The 20222-nt window shown below is 54.2% G+C and carries 17 protein-coding genes; 4 read left to right on the top strand and 13 right to left on the bottom strand.

Annotated features, from left to right (window positions below; all coding sequences use genetic code 11):
• Positions 1 to 15: 15 nt before the first annotated feature.
• Entirely contained in the window at positions 16 to 690 is a 675-nt protein-coding gene (gene yiiM, locus MUU47_RS01820) for a 6-hydroxyaminopurine reductase (protein WP_258986394.1), read from the bottom strand.
• A gap of 145 nt (positions 691 to 835) precedes the next feature.
• Between yiiM and MUU47_RS01815 the strand changes: the two genes are divergently transcribed.
• Positions 836 to 1729 (top strand): dihydrodipicolinate synthase family protein, encoded by an 894-nt coding sequence (locus MUU47_RS01815; protein ID WP_258986392.1) that lies wholly within the window; start codon positions 836 to 838, stop codon positions 1727 to 1729.
• Positions 1730 to 1798: 69 nt separating this feature from the next.
• On the opposite strand, the gene kdgT is transcribed toward MUU47_RS01815, so the two are convergent.
• The 3 genes from kdgT to MUU47_RS01800 form a co-directional block, all read right to left on the bottom strand.
• Entirely contained in the window at positions 1799 to 2782 is a 984-nt protein-coding gene (kdgT, locus tag MUU47_RS01810; protein ID WP_258986390.1) for a 2-keto-3-deoxygluconate transporter, read from the bottom strand.
• Positions 2783 to 3044: 262 nt separating this feature from the next.
• Positions 3045 to 3665 carry a superoxide dismutase [Mn] gene (sodA, locus tag MUU47_RS01805; RefSeq protein WP_159761590.1) on the bottom strand — a complete coding sequence of 207 codons (621 nt, stop codon included), beginning with the start codon at positions 3663 to 3665 and terminating at the stop codon, positions 3045 to 3047.
• A 323-nt stretch (positions 3666 to 3988) separates the two neighbouring features.
• Entirely contained in the window at positions 3989 to 4879 is an 891-nt protein-coding gene (locus tag MUU47_RS01800) for a PHP domain-containing protein (RefSeq protein WP_258986388.1), read from the bottom strand.
• A gap of 391 nt (positions 4880 to 5270) precedes the next feature.
• On the opposite strand from MUU47_RS01800, the gene rhaT reads away from it, so the two are divergent.
• Positions 5271 to 6305 (top strand): L-rhamnose/proton symporter RhaT, encoded by a 1035-nt coding sequence (gene rhaT / locus MUU47_RS01795; RefSeq protein ID WP_258986387.1) that lies wholly within the window; start codon positions 5271 to 5273, stop codon positions 6303 to 6305.
• A 53-nt stretch (positions 6306 to 6358) separates the two neighbouring features.
• Here rhaT and MUU47_RS01790 read toward each other — a convergent pair whose 3' ends face one another.
• The 9 genes from MUU47_RS01790 to rhaS form a co-directional block, all read right to left on the bottom strand.
• Entirely contained in the window at positions 6359 to 7795 is a 1437-nt protein-coding gene (locus MUU47_RS01790; RefSeq protein WP_258986386.1) for a hypothetical protein, read from the bottom strand.
• 18 nt (positions 7796 to 7813) lie between these two features.
• Positions 7814 to 8182, bottom strand: a complete 369-nt coding sequence (locus tag MUU47_RS01785) for a hypothetical protein (protein WP_258986385.1) — start codon at positions 8180 to 8182, stop codon at positions 7814 to 7816.
• Positions 8183 to 8193: 11 nt separating this feature from the next.
• Positions 8194 to 10674: a phosphoenolpyruvate--protein phosphotransferase gene (gene ptsP, locus MUU47_RS01780; RefSeq protein ID WP_258986384.1), complete on the bottom strand. Its 2481-nt coding sequence runs from the start codon at positions 10672 to 10674 to the stop codon at positions 8194 to 8196.
• Positions 10667 to 13270 carry a glycoside hydrolase family 38 N-terminal domain-containing protein gene (locus MUU47_RS01775; protein ID WP_258986382.1) on the bottom strand — a complete coding sequence of 868 codons (2604 nt, stop codon included), beginning with the start codon at positions 13268 to 13270 and terminating at the stop codon, positions 10667 to 10669. The genes ptsP and MUU47_RS01775 overlap by 8 nt, the downstream gene beginning before the upstream one ends.
• Positions 13271 to 13362: 92 nt before the next feature.
• Positions 13363 to 14484 (bottom strand): PTS fructose transporter subunit IIC, encoded by a 1122-nt coding sequence (locus tag MUU47_RS01770; protein ID WP_258986381.1) that lies wholly within the window; start codon positions 14482 to 14484, stop codon positions 13363 to 13365.
• On the bottom strand, positions 14477 to 14791 hold the full coding sequence (locus MUU47_RS01765) for a PTS fructose transporter subunit IIB (protein ID WP_258986380.1): 315 nt from the start codon (positions 14789 to 14791) through the stop codon (positions 14477 to 14479). The genes MUU47_RS01770 and MUU47_RS01765 overlap by 8 nt, the downstream gene beginning before the upstream one ends.
• Positions 14716 to 15261 (bottom strand): hypothetical protein, encoded by a 546-nt coding sequence (locus MUU47_RS01760; RefSeq protein WP_258986379.1) that lies wholly within the window; start codon positions 15259 to 15261, stop codon positions 14716 to 14718. Before MUU47_RS01760 ends, MUU47_RS01765 begins: the two co-directional genes overlap by 76 nt.
• 145 nt (positions 15262 to 15406) lie before the next feature.
• Positions 15407 to 16249: an HTH-type transcriptional activator RhaR gene (gene rhaR, locus MUU47_RS01755; RefSeq protein ID WP_258986378.1), complete on the bottom strand. Its 843-nt coding sequence runs from the start codon at positions 16247 to 16249 to the stop codon at positions 15407 to 15409.
• 74 nt (positions 16250 to 16323) lie between these two features.
• Positions 16324 to 17160 carry an HTH-type transcriptional activator RhaS gene (gene rhaS, locus MUU47_RS01750; protein WP_258986375.1) on the bottom strand — a complete coding sequence of 279 codons (837 nt, stop codon included), beginning with the start codon at positions 17158 to 17160 and terminating at the stop codon, positions 16324 to 16326.
• 300 nt (positions 17161 to 17460) lie between these two features.
• Here rhaS and rhaB point away from each other — a divergent pair, with 300 nt between their 5' ends.
• On the top strand, positions 17461 to 18927 hold the full coding sequence (rhaB, locus tag MUU47_RS01745) for a rhamnulokinase (protein ID WP_258986374.1): 1467 nt from the start codon (positions 17461 to 17463) through the stop codon (positions 18925 to 18927).
• Complete coding sequence (gene rhaA, locus MUU47_RS01740; protein WP_258986373.1) at positions 18924 to 20183, top strand: L-rhamnose isomerase; 1260 nt, start codon at positions 18924 to 18926, stop codon at positions 20181 to 20183. The genes rhaB and rhaA overlap by 4 nt, the downstream gene beginning before the upstream one ends.
• The last annotated feature ends 39 nt before the right edge of the window (positions 20184 to 20222 follow it).

Raw genomic sequence — 20222 nt, 5'->3', positions numbered from 1 at the left:
TAGGATGAGGGGGATTTACTTCCCCCATAATCGCCGTGAGTTATCCTCGATATGCCCGCTCAAGCGCCGCTTCTGCATCGTCCTCGTCCAGCTCACCGATAATCCCGCCGCCGACAGCAAGCGGCGATACTCCTCATCGTCATAGGGCGTATGCCACGCAATCGCCGCCGCGTCATGCACCGACACATCGCTCAGGCGCGAAACCATTTCCAGCGGCTGCTCGCTCGACACCTTTCCTGCCATAATCACCCGATACAGCCAGCCCGTTTTGCCGCTGCTTTGCATCAGGGAAGACATATCGCTAATGCCGAAATGATAATTGAGCTTAAAGCACGGCGAACGCGGCTGCGTGACCTGAATCAGCGCGTCTCCCCAACGGAAAATATCGCCGATAAACACGTTTTTTTCCGTCAGCCCGACCGTCGATAAGTTCTCGCCAAATGCCGGAGCGCAGAATAATTCCGCCTGCTCGGGAAATTCTCGCGCCCAGTCGGCGTAATGCTCGCGCGGATAATGACACAGCGCGCGATCGGGGCCGCCGTGAATTTTCTTTTCCGCCTGCTCATCACCCACCAGGCCGCGCTCGGTCAGCTCAAGCTCGCCGTCCACCTGCAACTTTGCAATCGCGCTTGGACGACTGCCCTCGTACTCCCGCACGCTGCCCGTAAAGACATTTACCGGATATTGCATCTTCCCTCTCCTGTTCCCGACCCTCATTACCGCTATTTTTGCACGTAAACTGCGCAAAATGCGACATGCGTAAAGCCGTTGCTGAACGATTCATGTTATCCATTAATTAAATTGAAACACCATTTCACTATAAGGAGTCAACGACATGACCCAGCATCTTCGTTTTACCGGCGTCTGGTGCCCCTCAATTACCCCGATGGACAGTGAAGGACAGATTGATTACGACGGGCTGAAACAGCATCTCACCCGCCTCACCGACGCACGCATCGACGTCATCCTGCTAATGGGTAGCATTGGCGAATTCGCATCGTTTTCGCTGGAAGAACGCCTGACGCTTATCCGCAAAGCGCGGGCGATGTCATCCCTGACGATGGTCGCCAACGTCTCATCCACCTGCCTCAGCGACGTTTTCCTGATGGCGCAGACCGCTTATTCTTCGGGCTACGATGCGGTGATGGTGCTGCCGCCGTACTACTACGGCCAGACGGAAAATCAGGTGCTGAGCTATTTCCGTGAGATTGGCCACCGCCTCGACGGTAAATGGTTCGCCTACAATTTCCCGGCGCGAACCGGCTGCGATATCACGCCCGAAATTGCCGCCACGCTTGCTGCTGAATTTCCGCACTTCGCGGGCATTAAGGATACGGTTGATTGCCAGTCGCACACCCGCAATATGATCCACGCCACCCAGGCCGTGCGAGACGATTTTGCCGTGCTGTCGGGCTACGACGAATACTTCATTCCGAACCTGATCGCAGGCGGCGCTGGGGTGATTTCTGGGCTGAATAACGTCATGCCTGAGCTGTTTGTTCAGGCACGGGAAGCGTGGCAGAAAGGTGATTTAACTGCATTGACGCACGCACAACGGGAGATCGGCCGCTTCATGGCAATTTACGCCATCGGCGATGATTTCGTGACCACGATTAAAACCGTCGTCTCACGCAAGTTCGGTTACTGCACACCCGTTTCGCGCAACGCGGGCGGGACGCTCAACGTTGAACAGCTGGCAACCGTCGACCATCTGTTCGGCATTCGCTAAAAACAAAAAAGCCCGGTTACGCTGGGCTTCTACTGGTAGGTCCGGCGTAATCGGGCAGAATAATCGCTGCTATTTCACCGTATTACGCACATCGATTGCCACCACCCTGGCTTTAACTCTGCGTGACCAGACAGACGTAATAATCGGCACCAGAATCGAGGTAACAATCACCGAGGTCGCCACCAGCGACGTCGCTGCCGGGGCCATCGGTTTAAACGCAGGCACCATTTCCGCAATTAACACCGGCGTAGCAACCGCAGCTCCCGCAGAACTGGACGCCGCAATCCCTGCGGTTCCGTCACCGCCACCAATCAGTTTATCGGCAATGATCAGCGGGATCCCCGTCACTACAATCACCGCCAGACCCAGCACAATTCCCAGCACGCCAGTTTGGGCAATCACACTTAAATCGATGGTATTACCGAGCGCGAAGGCGAAGAACGGGATCAGCGTTTGCACCGCTTTGCCGAAAAACTCCCGCAGTTCAGGATCCAAATTACCCAAGAGGAAACCGACCAGGAACGGCAGTACCGCGCCGACAAACACGTGCGGCTCGAACGAGGCAATACCCGCTGTACCGAGAATAATCATGGTCATCAGCGGGCCAGATTCCAGCGACATCAGTACGAACGCGCCCGCTTCTTCTTTGGTACCGTACTGCTGCATGATAGAGGCGTATAGCCCGCCGTTGGTCATGTCCATGCACGCCACCAGCGCCAGCGTGGATAGCCCGGCGAAGAACCCAGCCTCAACGCCATGCTCAGGGATAATACGTGATGCAATGGCAGCAACCACCCACGCCACGGCAATTTTGGTGACAACCAACGTGCCGGATTTACGTAGAACCGTACCGGTCGCACTCAGCTTGATGGAGGCGCCCATACAGAAAAACCACACCGCCAGAATCGGCACCGTACCGGTGATCATCCCGTTGGTGAAGGAGCCAAAATATTTGCCCGCATCTGGGGAAAAGGTATGACACAGCGCGCCGATAAACAGCGGAACCAGCATCATGCCCCCGGGGATTTTTTCAATAGTACGTTTGATTTGCATATCACCACCCGTAAGTGCCTGTTGTATTGGCTATGTTTTTAGCGTTGTCATGCGCTCGGGAGCGCCGCAGCAGGCAAAACAATAGTCCCTACGGGGAGAGAGAACAGTGATCCCACGAACAAATTAAAACACTGTTTTATATTTAGAGGATCAATGTTTTTATTTTTGACGTTAATCACATCTCACGGCTGCAGGCAAAAAAAACCCTGCTAATCAGCAGGGTTTTTGTGCTGCCAGAAGGCAACAGAGGCGCGGGGTCGCCTTATTTTTTAGCCGCGAAACGTGCAGCTGCTTCGTCCCAGTTCACCACGTCCCAGAACGCTTTGATGTAATCCGGGCGACGGTTCTGGAATTTCAGGTAATAAGCGTGTTCCCACACGTCCAGGCCCAGGATTGGGAAACCGGAGGTGCCAGAAACAGCTTCACCCATCAGTGGGGAATCCTGGTTAGCGGTAGAAACAACGGCCAGTTTGCCGTCTTTCAGTACCAGCCACGCCCAGCCAGAGCCGAAACGGGTAGCAGCAGCTTTCTCGAACTCTTCTTTGAATTTATCAACAGAGCCGAAGGTGCTTTCGATAGCCGCTTTCAGGTCGCCCTGCAGAGTGGTACCGGTTTTCAGGCCTTTCCAGAACAGGCTGTGGTTTGCGTGGCCGCCAGCGTTGTTACGCAGAACGGTTTTCTTGTCTGCTGGCAGCTGATCCAGTTTGGTGATCAGTTCTTCAACAGGCAGGTTTGCAAACTCAGGCAGGCTTTCCAGCGCAGCATTCGCGTTGTTCACATAGGCCTGGTGGTGTTTAGAGTGATGGATTTCCATCGTCTGCTTGTCGAAGTGCGGCTCAAGGGCATCGTACGCGTACGGCAGGGATGGCAGTGTATAACTCATATTCATCTCCAATTATCATCGGGCGGCAGAGGTGTTACGCCGCGTAAGCAGTTGGTCCATTATAGTTAATTAAATGCTAATGAAAATGCTTATCAATGCCGTAGTATTAATGTGGACAATACCTCAACTATAGACAATGGTGCTCATAACAAGCATAACCAATTGTTTATATTAACTTTAGTTGATGAAGAGAGATGTTAATGAACCACTGCCTGAGTAGCCTGTGTGCACTGCTCACCGGCGAAGAAGAGTCCTTTTCCGGGTCAAAAAATGATAAAATCTATGAAGCTCATGAAGTTACGAATGTTTAGTAATAATACTTATTAGTAGATGGTGACCTTATCCGTAAATTTTCGGATATGAGCGAGTTCATGTTGATTATACGTACAACTACCAATGGATATTTTGGGTTTATTAGAACCATGGAAATCACTTCCACAGGTCATAAATAAAGACTGTGATCGGCAAAAATCAAAAAGCTGTTTTTGCAATTCATCGCTATGATAACTGGAGAAAACCTCAACGCCCATAATACCAGCCCGGCACATATCTATAATAACATCTGTATATTCCTGTTTAATATTTGCGCCAATATGAGCGATAACAGGAATACCTGAGTTATCTTTAATAACACTCACCATTTCCTCCAGACCTGGATAATGAATATCAACAAAACATGGCTTTCCTTTTGTAAAAAAGTCCCAAAAGAAATTGACCAATGGCATATCAGAACGAGTCCCTTCATCACGATAGGGAAGCAATAATGCATTACCACTATTTCTTACATCATGTAAGATCAACTCGGCCATCTCCTCTTCCTGTGGTATTTTTCCCTTTGCATTTTCATAGAGAGCATCTTCATTAAGATGAAATCCAAGGGCTTTCAGTTTCATTATTTTTAGCGGTGTAGCATTCTTCTGCAACTCTATAAAATTATCTTCTATATAATCAAAATCACTCGTATTGGTATAACCATATCCCAGCACGTGAAAATTGTGATTATTGAAGCAGCAATCTATTTCAATACCGTTAATAAATCCCGGTCTTTTACCACCCCCCATACGTAATATTTCTGTTGCCGATTTTGCTGAGTTATGATCCGTAATAGAGATTAATGACATATGGCGTTCATTTGACATGCGCATTATATGATTAACATCATAATCTGCGTCATCGCTATAAGATGAATGAATATGAAGATCTATATTTTCCATAACGCCTCACTATTTATAATCATTGAGCACTCCAACCTTTTAATACAGCACAACTCTAATATTTCATCATAACAATATACACTCATAGCATATATTATTATGTAAGTTAGCTCACACCCTGGAATGCTTACATTAAGAAACAAAAACAAACCCATTCCAAGAAAATATAAGTTATGAAAAAAACATTAACTATTCATATATCATCAATAACAAGAATACATCTCTCATCAAATACAAAGTAAAAAATGTGAGCCCACTCAAGGGTAACACGCGCTTTTTGCCAGGTATGGGGCATGGACGGCAGCGGTCTGAAGGTTAATCAATTGACTAATTTTTACACTCGTCACGTCAGATGAAAGATTCATCGATGTAAAACATTGAGGGTAAAAAAATGAGTCACGCGATTACGATGGGTATTCTTTGGCATTTGATAGGTGCGGCCAGTGCAGCCTGTTTCTATGCCCCGTTCAAGAAAGTTAAAAATTGGTCCTGGGAAACCATGTGGGCAATTGGTGGTTTTGTCTCATGGTTAATTCTGCCCTGGGCCATCAGCGCCATGTTGTTACCTGATTTCTGGGCGTACTACCGTTCATTTAATGCTTCTACGCTGCTGCCGGTGTTCCTGTTCGGCGCGATGTGGGGCATCGGGAATATCAACTACGGCCTGACCATGCGCTATCTCGGCATGTCGATGGGGATTGGCATCGCTATCGGCATCACGCTGATTGTCGGCACCCTGATGACGCCAATCCTCGACGGTCAGTTCCACGTGCTGGTCGGCACCGAAGGCGGGCGAATGACGCTGCTGGGCGTGCTGGTTGCGGTTGTCGGCGTGGGTATCGTCACGCGCGCCGGTCAGCTGAAAGAACGCAAAATGGGCATCAAAGCCGAAGAGTTCAACTTGAAAAAGGGTCTGATTCTGGCGGTAATGTGCGGCATTTTCTCGGCGGGCATGTCCTTCGCCATGAACGCGGCCAAACCGATGCATGAAGCGGCGGCCGCCCTCGGCGTCGATCCCCTGTATGTAGCGCTGCCAAGCTACGTCATCATCATGGGCGGTGGCGCGGTGATTAACCTCGGCTTCTGCTTCTTCCGCCTGGCAACCAAACCAAACCTGTCGGTAAAAGCAGACTTCTCACTGGCAAAACCGATGATCATCGGCAATATCCTGTTTTCCGCCCTCGCGGGTCTGATGTGGTATTTGCAGTTCTTTTTCTACGCCTGGGGCCACGCCAGCATTCCGGCGCAGTACGATTACATGAGCTGGATGCTGCACATGAGTTTCTACGTGCTGTGCGGCGGTTTGGTTGGGTTGATTATGAAAGAGTGGAACAATGCCGGTCGTCGTCCGGTGGGTGTGCTGAGTCTGGGCTGCGTGGTGATTATCATCGCCGCGAATATCGTGGGCTTGGGCATGGCTAACTGATGAATCCCCCTCCGTCTCAGGCAGTTCGGAGGGGAATAAAAACACTCTTCTGATCAGATGGCGTGGATCTCGCCTGTTTTCGTGTCCAGATGGAAATTACGGCTCGGGCTTCCCTTCAGGTATTTATCAATCACGCTGAAAATACTGCCGAAGCGCAGGCGGAAAATCATATCAAACGGACTGTCTGCGGTGACCTCCGGCATCCCGGCAGGCAGTGACTTCGCCAGCGTTAAGGTCAACAGGCGGTATTCCCTCAGGCGAGAGACGGAAATATCCCTCAGCGCCAGTTCATCGGCATTGCGCAAGCGATAAAAATCCACTGCCAGATCAAAACCGTTCCAGCCAGCAAACTCTTCAAGCGTCATCCCCGCACTACGGGCCATGGCGTCGGCACGGTTCTCGGCCTCGCGCCAGACGGCGGTGTCTTTTTTCAGATACAGTCCACTGATATCCCGCTGCGCGGGCGTAGTACCTTTGGCACAAATCGCATGCGCATCTTGCGGCGTGGTTAACACCTCCTGATAGGCCAGCGGGCTGTTGAGCTGACTTAAGGTCAGCATCTCCGCACCGTTCAGGCTGAACAGCATCTGGCGGATTTCGCACGGCCACTCCTCCGGGATAAAGCGCAACCGGGTGAGTTCAGTAATATGCCAGTTGGTGAAATCATAATAATCCCGCGCCCCGAGCACCGCTTGATTCCACAGATGAGGCGAATGGCTGGTATCTTCTTGTGGCGCTCGCGCCAGCTGGAATTTCCCTTTGCCAAAGATATTTTCCAGATCGCCCGCTGCCCCGTTATCAAACTCCACCATCGGAAAATGACTGAAGGTAATCAGAGTCTTATTTTGCGCTTTCGCACGCCGCGCGACGTCGGTCATCCAGGCTACCGTCTGCTGCTTGTGGGTCAGCATCTTATTATACCCGGCGTCGCCTGATCCCTCGAAATTGCTGGCCTCCGTCAATTTTGTCGGATCAGCGTTTTTCGTCGGAAGATAGACATTTGCATCCACCGCCATTAGCCATAACCCCGAAACGGGTTCAACCAGATAGCTGCTGTCCGCGACGGTAAAGCACGGTCCGTAGCCCGGTTTTTTATATTTTCCTCCGGTGCCCTGGGCGCAAATTTCATACTGCCGCTGGCGGAAATCGCTGGCCTGCTGCGCTTTACCGTAAGAATAATGCTGTTGGTCATACGTTGAATATGGCGTTTCCCAGTAGATATCCGCCGGCTGGGGATTGATACCAAACGGCGCCATCATCTTCATGATGTGCTGATAACCACTACTGACCATCTCCTGGCTGCAAATAGTCGGCAATTCTGCGCCGGTCGCTATCACCGCCGTTTTACCCTGATAGCCTTTGCACTCTTTTGCACCAAAACTGAAAATGCGCTGGGTTTTACCGCCTGCGCCTAAAAAATCCTCTTCACCGCCGGGTAAATCGAAAGGCCGGTTAGGATCGTGATTCCCGGGAGTGGCAAAAAAACGCATGCCGTATTTTTGCTGATACTACTGCAACAAGGTCACCAAACCGCGAATATGTACCGGCTGCCCGTCATCGCTGAAATCCCCCGGTAGCGCGATAAGTTTTATGCCTTTGCTGCCCGCATTATCCAACGCGGCACGAAGAGCAAAGTAGTTTTCATTGAATAAGCGGGTAGAGGTCAACTGCGCATACATGGTGCGAATCATCGCGTTCTGTCCGCTTTTTTGATTCTTCAGGCCACTGAACGCCCCATCCTGGAAGGTGCCATACACATCATGAAAGTGGATATCGGGCATGAACGCGACACGGTACTGATAATTTTCAGCCGCCTCCGCAGCGCTGGCCGTCAGCAAAAAGGCGGCAATGTTTGCCATCAAAAATGTCTTCATCATGATGTCCTGTATTAGCGGGTGAGTTCTCGCTCAAGTAAGGCGGTAATCGCTTGCGGATCATAGCCTTGCAGTAATTGCTGACGAAAATCTTCATGCATCAGCTTGCGGGCCAGTTTCGAAAAGATTTTCATGTGATCGCCTTTTTCCTGCTCGCTGACTGTCAGCATGAGAACCAGCGACACCTCCACGCCGTCTCCCCACATCAGGGGCGTATTCAGGCGCAATACAGAGACGCTGCTGCTGGTGACCGCTGCGGATTTACAGTGCGGGATAGCCACCGCGAAACCGAGTGCGGTCGAGAACACCGCTTCCCGCTGCCAGATGGCCGTTTCCACCGCCGTACCGGAGCTTACCCGCTGCTCAACCTCAAGGTTATCCGTCAGGCGTTTGATGGCTTCGGCTTTGCTGGCGACACGCTGATCCAGCATCACCAGTGTCGGATCGAAGACCGGATGGTTGCGCTGTGCCGTTTGCGCTTTCACCCTGCTTTCCACCTCGTTGGCGCTTTCGCAGCTAAAAGCGTCTTCAAGCGTTTGTCGACATGCCGTCGTATCCAGTGACGCCAGATGCTGCTTCACTTGCCCTATCCGCCCGGAGGACATGCTGATTTGTCGCAACCCAGCCCCCAGCAGCAGCGGAAGCGCGGTCGGGTCACCGCCCATTTCACCACACAGGCAGATATCAAGTTTTGCCCGCTGCGCGCTCGCCGTAATGTCGTTGAGGAGCCTAAGGAAGCCAGGATCACAGTGGTTATAAAGGTGACGTATGCGCGGATTGCCGCGGTCACAGGCGAGGAAATATTGCAGTAGATCGTTACTGCCAATGGAGACAAAATCGATATACGCTGCCGCGCGCTCCAGCAGGTAAAGCGCCGACGGTACCTCGGCCATGATGCCTAAGTGCCACTCTCCGATGGCGAGACCTTCGCTCTGTAACTGTTCCGCTATCTGATGGAACTGGGTATGCAGCCACTTCACCTCTTCCAGCGTCGCCACCATCGGCACCATAATATGCAGCGGCCCTGTGGCGCTGGCGCGAAGCAATGCCCGCACCTGATGGCTGAAAAGCGTCAGAAACGCGGGATAGAGACGCACCGCACGCCAGCCAAGGAACGGGTTCTCTTCCGACGGCAGATTGAGATAGTCGCAGGGTTTATCGCCCCCGATATCCAGCGTGCGGATAACCACCTTTCTTCCCTGCGCCTGCTCCAGCACATGGCGGTAAGCCTGGTACTGCTCCTCTTCTTCCGGCGGCGCGCTGCGTTCACAAAAAAGCATTTCGGTGCGAAACAGGCCTATTCCTTCCGCCCCCGCAGCAAATGCCCCTTCCGCTTCGGCAGCCAGCGCAATATTGGCCAGCAACGATACCGATTCGCCATCGCGGCTGGTGCCCTTTTGCTGCAACAGCGGCGCTAAGCGCTGGGCGATGCGCACGTCCTTTTCTGCCTCCATGGCGTACCACTGTTGTGCACACGCATCCGGTGCAATCACCAGCACGCCATAGCGTGAGTCGAGGAGCAACGGCGTTCCGTCCGGCACTCTCACCTCCGGTGCGCAAAGCAGCGGAATGCCAAACGAACGGGCGAGGATCGCGGTGTGTGATGTCTCACCGCCTTCGCCCATCACAATGCCTTTCAGATGCGTTCCACGCAGCGCCAGAAATTGTCCGGGAGTGATTGGGGATGCGCTGATGACGACAGAATCCCGGGTTAATTCCGGCAAGGTAAAGAGCGGGCCGGGGAGCAGAAACGCCGCCAGACGCAGCCCTAAATCCTGCAAATCCAGCGCCCGCTGTTGCAGGTAAACGCTGCGACTCTCACGCAGCGGAAGGCTGAGTTGAGTGATCCCTTGTGCCAGCGCCGCCAGTGCATTGCGGGCATTGGGCACAGAAAACAACGCCTGCTCCAGCATCGTGTCGTGCAGCAGTTTCTTGTGCGCTTTCAGCACGTCCGCAGTCTCACCCTGCGCATGCCGCAATTCTGTCTGCACCTGATCACGTACCGCGCTTAACGCCTGGATCAGCATTTGCCTCTGGTGTTCAGCTTCCTGTGGCGCTTCCTGCTGTGCCAGCCGCAACAGATCTACCGTCCCTAACGGCACAGCAATACCTTTGGCCAGCCCCGGGCTGATGCCACCGCCACGCAGACATTGCGCGGTGGTGGCCGCCAGAAAGACAGGCAATGGCTGCTCATGAGAAACGGAGGGCGTGACAAGCGCCGCGTCACATTCGGCCAGTTCATTGGTGATAAACGCGCCCAGCGCCTGGCGTGCTGCCTGCTCGTCATCACCATCAATCAGCAGTTCGCAAGCATCCTGAAACACCACGTCTGCTCCGATTAACGCCAGTACACTACGCGCATCCACCTGTCGCTGATTGCGCAGATTATGCAGGGTGACACGGGCACGAAATGGCGTCACTCGCTGTTCCAGTTCGCTGGCGGGTCTGGCGTGCAGGCCATTTTCCAGGGGACAAATAAACGGGATTTTAAGCATCGGATTTTCCTTCTTTCGCAGGCTGGATCCGCCAGCTCACCGGCGCGCAAGCAGAAACCGTTTTTTGCAGAGCACAAAGCGAGGTTTCCGCCAGCGTGACAGGCGTGATATCGCCCGCCGCAACAGGGGCCGCGCTGGACAGCAGCGAAGTACCAGGATTCCAGCCACGCAGGATCAGGGCATCGCCATTTTGCGCTTTTTTGAGCGTACTGAAATGCAACGGCGTATCCCAGCTCAGCAGGCTGTACGAGGACGGGAATGACTTGCCGTGAGGGTTGGTTTTAAAGCGCGACCAGCCGGAATCCAGCCAGCCGAGGGCGGGCGTGCGCCAGTTCTCCACGTCGCGCCAGAAGGTCGCATCCGGCCCCTGATGCAGCGGCAGGAGTGCAAAATGGCAGTGAAATGGCCCCGTCAGCTGCGAGTCCGGAGAAGGTAAAACCATGCCAGAGGCACGTCCTGGACGCCACGGCATATTGGCTTGTCCCAGCCAGCCGACGCTGCGCAGTAGCGTAATCGCCAGCGTTGCCGGTTTATCCGCCGGGATCTCATATTCGCGTAGTCCCTCTGTCACCACGCACATCCCATGGCTTTGGTTATGCATCATCACCAGACTTTGCATCGGCCACAGCGAAGCGGGCGCTTCCGTCCACTGTTCCTGCTGCCACACCGCCAGCGTTTGCGGGCGATTTTCACGGCGGATCAGACCAAAAGGTTGATCGGCGAAGTGGAACATCTCGCCAATGTCAGTGGGGATTTCGACCTGCAAGCGATGATCACGCAAGGTGTTATCGAGGCTCACCTGCACATCCAGCAGCGGGCGGTCATGATCAAGCGCCAGCGTCATGCTGACATTCAACTGCGCGTTGCACAGATGCTGCTGGCGAGCCAGCTGATCGACGGGGGCTGCAATGGACCAGTTGAGTGTCAGCGTATCGGCAAGCGTACCGCGCTGCCAGGTGGCAGACGTCAACGCGCCATCGCTGGTCACGCGCCAGTCCTCCTCCGGTGGCGAATAGTTGTAGTTATCGCCCGCATCGCCGCCGTCGACCAGTTGCAGAATGTGTTCCCAACGTTTGCCACTACGTTTATCGAGCAGGGAGATCTGCCCCTCATCCAGCGTCAGACGCAGCCAGCCGTTTTCCAGCGCTGAAATCTCCCCGCTTGTCGCGACAAACCCTGCAGCACAATCTTCCTGAAGATATAACGTCTGATATCCGCAGGCTGGCAGCGCTTTCGCTTCCAGCAGGAGGGTACATTTGCGATACCAGACCGTCGTCGTGCTGTTAGAAAGCTCCTGCACAATAACCGACATATCCTGCTGTTCTTCATGCACAATCTGCCAGCGACAGGGCTGTCCTGAGGCATCAACGATGCAAAAATCAGTGCCGGGGACATACAGCGTCAGCGCCACCCGGCCGTCGCGCTCGTAAGGAAGCGAGTTGAAGATAATGATTTTTTTGCCTTGCTGGCGGGCATCGATCCCTTCCGCCAGCATTTTCATATTCAGCTCAAACAGCTGGCTGGCGCTTTCCTGCCCGGATGTCAGCCGCGCTTTGACCATCGCATTAACGCGATCGGCGTTACAGCCGCCGATACTGTCATGGGCATGGGATTTCATCGCCTCGCGCCAGATGTTCTCCACAGCGGTTTGCGGATAAGGCAGCCCCAACCGCCACACCACACTCAGCAGCGGTTCAAGCTGCTGACTGACAAAGTTTTCCAGCCGGGCGTTGGCCTGTTTGATATCCATGCGGGTCGAGAAAATGCCCCGATGGATGCGCATATACTTCGGGCTGAGCAGCTCGCCCTGAAATTCCGCCAGCGTTTCGCCTTCCAGTGCCTGAAAATAGCGGCTGAAATCGCTGCGCACAAAACGGTACTCGGCCTGCTGTTCGTTGAGCGTATCGAGCATGGCGGGCACGCCATACTCAAAGGGAGACTGGTCGTTGCCGTTCGGCAGTAATATCTGCGCTGACGCGCTGAATTTCGCCTGTTTTTGCAATATACCCGGCAGTACCCGCCAGGCTTCCTCCGCATTCGTCGGCAGCCATTTAGCGCAACCGTAGCCCCAGGGCAGAACCGCGGTGGTCACACTGCTGCCGTCTGCGCTGCGCCAGATAAACTCGCTGCTGGCGACGTCGTGTTCACACCAGCCGCGCCAGATAACCGCCCGATCGATAGCGAACTGGGCCAGGAACATCGGCAACTGCGCACTCTGCCCGAATGAGTCGGGAACATAACCAACGGGCATACGGCTTCCCAGCGTCTGGCAGTCCGCCATGCCCAACAGCAGATTGCGGGTGATGGATTCGGCACCGACCACCAGAAAATCAGTCTGGGTATACCACGGTCCGATCAACAGCCGTCCCGCTGTAATGAGCTTAAGGACTCGCTCACGATTGTCCGGAGCTACCTGGAAATAGTCTTCCAGCACCACCGTCTGCCCATCCAGAACCAGCGGTCCCAATGATTCATCGGCTTCAAGGCGCGCAATGACGTCGGCCATAAAATAATAAAGGACCGTTCGCGAGTCATTCTCTGTGAAATACCACTCCCGATCCCAATGGGTATGCTGAATTAAATGAACTGTCTTCATATTATTTTCCGTATTTAAGATGTGCGTCTCCCGCGCGGAGGAAATAATTGGTCCACGCTGCAAACTGTTCGGATTAATACGCCAGCAGCGTATTATCTGCTGGCTTTAAATTTCGGCGCAGGCGTTGTTTTATTACCACCCGAAACAGGCGTTGCTTCGCCACGGAAAATGAATAGCGATCCGCACGCAATAATCGCTGAACCACAGGCAATGGACAGGACATAAATCGGCCATTGCTCAACCGCCAGCCAGCCATAAAACCCAGAAATAGGGGCATGGTTACTCGCCCCCAGTCCAACGGCCATCGACGCACCAACGGCAGAGCCAATGACGTTAACAACAATGATCCGCGGGTTAGCCAGCGCAAAAGGGATCGCCCCTTCGGACACACCGATAAGGCCCATCAGGGTGGAGGCTTTACCGGCTTCACGTAACGATTCCGGGAATCGCGAAGACCAGATAAGAGTGGCCACGCCCAGACCAATCGGCGGAACAATAATAGCCACCTGAGCCGCAGTATTCGGGTCATAGATACCGGAGGCCAATAACGCCATCGCAGTCGTTACCGCCGCCTTATTGACCGGACCGCCAAGATCGAAGCCCACCATGCCGCCAATCACCGCCGCCAACAGAACTTTGTTGGTGCCCGACATCGACAGCAGCCATTGCTCCATACCGTGATTCAGCGCCGCCAGCGGTGTGCCAATAACAAAAGCCATCACAATGCAGGTCAGCAGCGTACCCCCGACCGGCAGGATAAAAATCGGCCCCGCGGAGGCCAGGGTTTTCGGTAATTTTATCCAGCGATTCAGGGCCAGAACGATGTAACCCGCCACAAAACCCGCCGCCAGAGCGCCAAGAAACCCGGTGCCCAGATTGCTGGCCAACAGGCCGCCCACCATGCCTGGCGCCAGACCCGGCTTGTTCGCCAGGGCAAAACTGATATAACCCGCCACTATCGGCAGCATCAGCGACAACGCCAGGCCACCGAAACCATCGAATTTATGCAGCATCTGCACCATCACGCTGGCGGCCTGTTCGTGGCTGGTATCCCAGATATTATCAATGCCGTACAACGAGGCACCGATACGTGCAATCCCCATGATCACCGCCCCAGAGATGACAAACGGCAACATCCATGAGACGCCTGTCATGATGGCGTTTTTCACCTCTGCGCCCGTGGAGCGTTGCCCCCCGCCCTGAAATTTAGCCATTTGCCACCTCCTGCTCTACGGCTTCAAATACCGCATCGCCAAATTTGATCGGATCGGAAACGCTGCACTCCAGTTTTATCATGCCCTCGAAGCGCTCTTTATCACTGATAGCCACGTCAGCGGCGATGATTACCGCATCGGCCCGGGACAGATCGTCAGCGGTAATTTCGTTTTCTGTCCCCAGACTACCCTGGGTTTCTACTTTGATATCATGACCCCGTTTTTTCCCTGTTATCTCAAGAGCTTCAGCGGCCATAAAGGTGTGCGCGACACCGGTTGGACAAGCAGCGACACAAACAATGTACATAACGCATCCTCTCTGATGAGTTCAGATAATAAAAAAGCACAATGGCGAAAACGCGCATTGTGCTTTATGAATTGCAGGGGGATAGCCTGAAGGTGATCACCATCTGAGCCACTGGCATGACGGCACACTACCAACTGATGCAGACTCGAATTGCGGAAACTGAATGTCAGTTCCGTCCTTTTACGGCAACCCAATGTCGATGGCGACGCAGGTTGGTCCGAAGGGTTGGGCAGATAAAAATGATGTTCGAGATTTATTTGCAGCGCCTGACCTGCACAATCCCATAAGCTCGACCAGTTTTGCGCCATTTGCGCATCCATATCATCACCGTCATCCGGCGTATTATTTGTAGTCAGGTCTTGCAGGGAATTAAACCAGCACGCATTATCCAGCAGCGCTTTAATTTTGCTATCAATTGATAGCAAAAAAGCGACGCTGTTCATGATAAGTGTGATGAAAATAGCTGGCATACTACCTCCGCAAATAATAATCGGAGCATAAAGCAAAAAGTCACCGTTAAATGTGATTTATTGCACAGAGCACTCATTTTAATATCACGCAGGAAATAACACCATTATTTGTAGGTTATTTAAAATATTCTCTTTCCCTGCTATTTCAGGCCGCATTACGATGACGCCACTGCCCTGGCGTCATCCCCACTTCCCGGTTAAACACCACTGAAAAGTAGTTGCTGTCCTCAAAGCCGCAGTGCATCGCAATTTCCCCGATCATCAATTCTGAATGCTGCAGCAAATATTGCGCGTGGCAAATCCGCAACTGGCGTAAATAGTGGTTGATGGTCATACCCGTCTGGCTGCGGAACTGCTGACGCAGCGTGCGTTCACTGCAGGTGTGCTGTTCGCAGAATTGATCCAGCGCGAAAGGTCGGTTCAGGCTACCCGCCAGCGCGGTGAGAAGCTTATCGAGCAGCGCTTCGCTCTCCGTCGCAGCCAGATTATCCGTGGCGTATCGATGACGGCGCAGCGCCACCACCAGCTGTGCAAACAGCAGCTCAGCCATGTCGTTCGCATGGCTGCAGGTTTTATGGCTCTCTTGTTCCAGCGCGGTGATCACCTGCCGTACCTGAGCCATGCCGCTGCTGCCAATCCGCCAGTGTGGCGTCCAGGCAGTGCCGTGCAGGCCGGGAATGTGCGCCGCCCAGTCCAGATTGAGCTTCAGCCGTTCCGGGCAATAGATAATATTCTGCAGAACCAGGTCATTCACCGAGGCGTAGGAGTGCTTGTCTTCCGCGCGAATGTAAAACAAATCGCCCCGCGTTATGCGGTACGGGCGATCGTTGAGGATATGCAGCCCGTTGCCACGCCACACCAGCACCAGCTCACAGAACTCATGCGTGTGCTCAGCAAACACGTTTTGCGGGTAGCGATCGGCCACCGCCACCGCTTGCTGCGGCGACGTAAAAAATTCGGCTTTTCGAAGAATGAGTGGAGCAGGCACAGCGAAACCTCAAACAGCGGATAACCGGATATTATTAGCTGTTTTTACAGCAAAAAACGGTGACTGGTCTCGCGTTACTGAAGTACGGTATCGCGCCCCTGACGAATGTCACGTGGAGACCATTGAAACTCGCGGCGAAACAGCGTCGAAAAATGGTTACTGTCGCCAAAACCGCAGCGAAATGCGATATCTGTGACGCTTTCGTCACTGTGGCGCAGCAGGTGACGCGCTTTGGTCAGACGAATGCGATTGAGGTAGCGTTGCGGCGTCATACCGGTGTGCTGTTTGAGCTGGCGATGCAGGGTACGCAGCGACAGCGAAAAGCAGTCAGCAACCTCTTCCCAGCACACATCGTCGGCGAAATGGTCTTCCAGCCACGCCATCAACAAACTCAGGCGAGCATCGTTATTGGTCGCCTCTGCCGTCAGGCTGCCTTTACGCAAATGCACCAACAGCTGCATAAACAGAATTTCGCGGTTGGCGATGGCGTGCATGTCGTCTCCACTATCGAGCGCTTCCATCTGCTGCACAACCTGCCGGACTTGTTGCAACACTGCCTGATTCACCCGCCAGTGCGACGGGTAGACCCCATCCTGCTCTTGCGGCAGCAGCTGTTCCAGGCCGGACAGGAACTGGAACGCATCCGGCGAACGGTACAGCACGTTGGTCAGGCACAGATTGTCGGTGTGCTCATACATATGCCGGTCGTGATCGCGCACGAAACAGACCGTACCGCCGGTGATGGTGTACGGCTGGCCGTTAAATACGTGAATACCCGTGCCGTGTTCGACGATCACTATCTCATGAAAATCATGGTGATGTTCCGGGAATTCAGCCTGTGGAAGCCGTGGCTCAATGGCAACAGGTGCATGTCCTGACGGAAAAAAATCCACGCTGTGCAATACGGTCATGACGGCCCCACTAAATGAGAAAAGTTATCAGGATAATAAGCAGCCCTCGCCATTCTCACCTTGAATTTTTGACAGCAAAGCGCGCAAACCCTGTTCGTTTTTCAAGAAACGACAGGAAAAATCAGGAAATGCGTCCAGCGTCACACCCGTATGAAACGGCGTTATTACTGGAAACTGTGAAGCCCCTCACGTTCATCTTTGCTTTCTTGCCAGCCGCCATTTAGGGCTGTCAGTGGTGAGAAGGTAGCAAATTCGGCGGTGACCCAGACTGTCAGCAATGACTATCAGAAGGACCCTGCCATGAGTTTTCGCCATTGTGTGGCGGTGGATTTAGGAGCCTCAAGCGGACGCGTAATGCTTGCCTGTTACGACCGCAAAGAAAGGACTCTGACACTGCGTGAAATCCACCGCTTTATGAATACGCTCCAGAAAGTGGACGGCACCGACTGTTGGGATATCGACAGCCTGGAAGCTGAAATCCGCTGCGGGCTGAAGAAAGTTTGCGACGACGGCATTCTTATCGACAGCATCGGCATTGATACCTGGGGCGTGGACTATGTGCTGCTGGATAAAGACGGCAATCGTGTCGGGCTGCCGATTTCCTACCGCGACAGCCGTACGCAGGGCGTGATGCAACTCGCTGAGAAAGAGCTCGGACGCGCCGATATTTACCGCCGCAGCGGCATTCAGTTCCTGCCGTTTAATACCCTTTACCAGTTCCGCGCCTTCGCGGAACAACAGCCGGAAGCGCTAGCCAGCGTCGCCCATGCGCTGCTGATCCCCGACTATTTCGGCTACCGCCTGACCGGCAAAATGAACTGGGAATACACCAACGCCACCACCACCCAGATGGTGAACATCAACACCGATAACTGGGATGAAGACCTGCTTAACTGGGCGCACGCCCCACGTAACTGGTTTGGCACGCCAACGCACCCAGGCAATGTGGTCGGGCACTGGATTTGCCCGCTGGGCAATCAGATCCCGGTCGTTGCCGTCGCCAGCCACGACACCGCCAGCGCGGTAATTGCGTCTCCGCTGGCCGGCAAACACGCAGCCTACTTGTCCTCCGGCACCTGGTCGTTGATGGGCTATGAGAGTAAAACGCCTGCCACCTGCGACATCGCATTGGCGAACAACATCACCAACGAAGGCGGCGCGGAAGGCCGCTACCGGGTGCTGAAAAACATCATGGGCCTGTGGCTGCTACAACGCGTTCTGAAAGAGCAAAACGTCAGCGATATCACACGGCTTATCACCCACACGCAGACGCTGCCCGCCTGCCAGTTCGTTATCAATCCGAACGATGACCGCTTCATTAATCCCGACAACATGAGCGCCGAAATTCAGGCTGCCTGCAGCGAAAGCCAGCAGCCGGTGCCGGAAAGCGTTGCCGAACTGGCGCGTTGCATTTTCGACAGTCTGGCGCTGTTGTACGCCCGCGTGCTGCACCAGCTCGCAGACCTTCACGGTCACCGCTTCTCACAGCTACACATCGTGGGCGGCGGCTGCCAGAACGAACTGCTCAATCAGCTCTGCGCCGACGCCTGCGGCATGACGGTTATCGCCGGGCCGATTGAAGCCTCGACGCTGGGCAATATCGGCGTGCAGCTGATGACGCTTGATGAACTCAAGGACGTCGATGATTTTCGCAAGGTGGTGCGCGGCAACCACACTCTCACCACCTTTAATCCGGACTCGAACAGTGAAATTGCTCGCTACGTCGCGCAGTTTCAGCCACAACAAACGAAGGAGCTTTGCGCATGACCACTCAACTTGAACAAGCCTGGGAACTGGCTAAACAGCGTTATGCCACCGTGGGTGTCGACGTCGAGGAGGCGCTGCGTCAGCTCGACCGTCTGCCTGTCTCAATGCACTGCTGGCAGGGCGATGACGTGGCCGGGTTTGAAAACCCAGGCGGCGCGCTGACCGGCGGCATCCAGGCGACCGGTAACTATCCGGGCAAAGCGCGCAACGCTACTGAACTGCGAGCCGATCTGGAGCAAGCCCTGAGCCTGATCCCGGGTCCAAAACGTCTGAACCTGCACGCCATTTATCTGGAATCAGACCAGCCGGTTGGCCGTAACGAAATCAAACCCGAGCATTTCAAAAACTGGGTGCAGTGGGCGAAAACCAACAAGCTGGGGCTGGATTTCAACCCGTCCTGCTTCTCGCACCCAATGAGCGCCGACGGCTTTACCCTGGCCCACGCCAACGATGAAATTCGCCAGTTCTGGATTGACCACTGCAAAGCCAGCCGCCGCGTATCCGCGTATTTCGGCGATCAGTTGGGTACCCCGTCGGTGATGAACATCTGGATCCCGGACGGCATGAAAGACCTGACCGTCGACCGCGTCGCTCCGCGCCAGCGTCTAATGAACGCGCTGGATGAAATTATCAGCGAAAAACTGAGCCCGGCGCATCACATTGATGCAGTGGAAAGCAAACTGTTCGGCATTGGGGCTGAAAGCTACACCGTCGGCTCCAACGAGTTTTACATGGGTTACGCCACCAGCCGCCAGACCGCGCTGTGCCTGGATGCGGGTCACTTCCATCCGACCGAAGTGATTTCCGACAAAATTTCTGCCGCGATGCTGTTCGTACCACGCCTGCTGCTGCACGTGAGCCGCCCGGTGCGCTGGGACAGTGACCACGTGGTGCTGCTGGACGACGAAACTCAGGCTATCGCCAGCGAGATCATCCGTCACGACCTGTTCGACCGCGTACACATTGGCCTCGATTTCTTCGACGCCTCGATTAACCGCATCGCCGCGTGGGTGATTGGCACGCGCAACATGAAAAAAGCCCTGCTGCGCGCCCTGCTGGAACCGACGGCGGAACTGCGTCAGCTGGAGCTCGACGGTGATTACACCGCGCGTCTGGCGCTGCTCGAAGAGCAGAAATGCCTGCCGTGGCAGGCGGTATGGGAAATGTACTGCCAGCGTCACGATGCGCCAGCAGGCAGCCAGTGGCTCGACAACGTTCGCGCTTATGAGAAGGACGTTTTAGCGAAGCGTAAATAAAAGACATGCCCGGCGGCGCTTTGCGTGCCGGGCCTACAG

Origin of the sequence: Scandinavium hiltneri (assembly GCF_024764835.1) — a bacterium.
Taxonomy (GTDB): domain Bacteria; phylum Pseudomonadota; class Gammaproteobacteria; order Enterobacterales; family Enterobacteriaceae; genus Scandinavium; species Scandinavium hiltneri.
Note: the sequence above shows the minus strand (reverse complement) of the source record. Positions and strands in the feature narration are given on the sequence as shown.